1 protein-coding gene is annotated in these 1,001 nt (G+C 52.8%); it reads right to left on the minus strand.

The features are described 5' to 3' along the window. Positions 1-14 precede the first annotated feature (14 nt). Positions 15-794 carry a TorF family putative porin gene (locus B4967_RS05365; protein WP_083024060.1) on the minus strand — a complete coding sequence of 260 codons (780 nt, stop codon included), beginning with the start codon at positions 792-794 and terminating at the stop codon, positions 15-17. Positions 795-1,001: the final 207 nt, after the last annotated feature.

Below are 1,001 nucleotides of genomic sequence, written 5' to 3' on the forward strand. Positions count from 1 at the left end.
GAGGCGGTAACGCCTCACCCTACTCGATATTCTGGATCTGAATTGCTTGTGATCACTTGGCCGATCAGAAACTCCTGGCTCCAACCCAGCCAGAACTTCGGATCATCCGAGTTGACAGAGCCAAGCGCGTCGGTTGACTCAATGTCCGCGTACTCCACGTTAACACTGAAAGAACCGAAGTTTCCCGCATCCTTTGTAACGTTGGCGGCGACGTGTGAATAACTTGCCTCGCCGACAGAAGCCTTGCCGTCATCAGCGAAGTCGTAATAGCCAAGCGTCACACCGGCACTGTAGCTGTCCTCCAGAGGCACCCCAACAGAGGCGTAGTAATAGGCATCCCCCTGCACGAACACCCCATCACCACTGGTGTCGCTGTTGATCGTGTAGGCCAGGCCGATGGCCGCAATGCCATAACTGATCTCGCCGTACAGTTCGCCGAAGTCGATGGAGCCCGGCGCGTCAGGATACGCATAATAAATGTACCCAACGTCATAACCCAGTTCTTCCACAGAGCCGGAGAATCCGGCATAAAGATCAAGCTCATAGCTGGTGCCGTCACCAAAATCGACATTGGAACCCCAACCACCGGCGTAGAAGCCCGACGCATGCTCATAATCCAACCCTCCCTGGACAGCCGCAGCCCCGTCTGTCTGGGTGACGCCCCGGAACAGATAGTTGCTGCTGGCGCTCACATTTGAGCTGACGTCAGCGCTAACAATGGCGGGCGCAGCCTGAAGTGCTGCAAGCAAAGTGATACTGATAAAACCTGATTTGGTGAAAAAATGCTTCTTCATAATGGATACCTTCGGTTGGGTTTCATTGCTCCAAATATGATTTAGCAAAATTCCTGCCACATCTTATTTATTCTTGTTTATCATAATTATAGAGACAAATCGGCGCATTCTGAGCTTGCCCCCGAAAAACGACCGCAACACCTAGCGCCCCAGAACCTGTCACCGGCCCGGACCAGCGCCCTGTTTTGATGCATTCTCTGTAACCAT

This window comes from Vreelandella lionensis (assembly GCF_002087295.1).
Lineage (GTDB): Bacteria > Pseudomonadota > Gammaproteobacteria > Pseudomonadales > Halomonadaceae > Vreelandella > Vreelandella lionensis.